General features: G+C 63.4%; 1 protein-coding gene. It reads left to right on the top strand.

Annotated features, from left to right (window positions below; all coding sequences use genetic code 11):
- The coding region (locus tag F6X37_RS35945) for an ABC transporter permease subunit (RefSeq protein ID WP_187614687.1) at positions 1 to 707 on the top strand (707 nt) is incomplete at both ends.

The raw sequence follows: 707 nt of genomic DNA, 5'->3' as shown, positions 1-707 counted from the left end.
TGGGACTTCGTCGCGTTCCCGCTGATCATCTGCCTGATCGCGATGGCGTCGATCGGCTTTCACGAGACGCTCGCGCCGATGTCGACGCTAAAGACGCAGGCGATCTCGCTCGATCCGGCCAACCTGCCCGAGTACGCGATGCGCACCACGCTGCGCATGCTCGCGGCGATGGTCGCGTCGCTGATCTTCACGCTGGTCTACGGGACGCTGGCCGCCAAGAGCCGCCGCGCCGGTCTCGTGCTGGTGCCGATTCTCGACATCCTGCAGTCGGTGCCGGTGCTCGGCTACATCTCGTTCACGGTCACGTTCTTCCTCGCGATGTTCCCGGGCCGCGTGCTCGGCGCCGAACTCGCCGCGATCTTCGCGATCTTCACGAGCCAGGCGTGGAACATGACGTTCAGCTTCTATCAGTCGCTGCGCACGGTGCCGCGCGATCTCGACGAAGTCTCGCGCGGCTTTCATCTGACTTCATGGCAGCGCTTCTGGAAACTCGAAGTGCCGTTCTCGATGCCCGGCCTGATCTGGAACATGATGATGTCGATGTCGGGCGGCTGGTTCTTCGTCGTGGCTTCCGAAGCGATCACGGTCGGCAATCATACGGTTACGCTGCCGGGCATCGGCGCCTACCTGGCGCAGGCGATCAGCGACAAGAACCTGCACGCGATCGGCTGGGTCATCCTCGCGATGACGGTCGTGATTCTCGCCTA

This window comes from Paraburkholderia sp. 31.1 (assembly GCF_014397645.1).
In the GTDB taxonomy this organism is placed as follows: Bacteria; Pseudomonadota; Gammaproteobacteria; order Burkholderiales; family Burkholderiaceae; genus Paraburkholderia; species Paraburkholderia tuberum.
The sequence above is the reverse complement of the archived record's forward strand: the minus strand, read 5'-3'. Positions and strand labels throughout refer to the sequence as shown.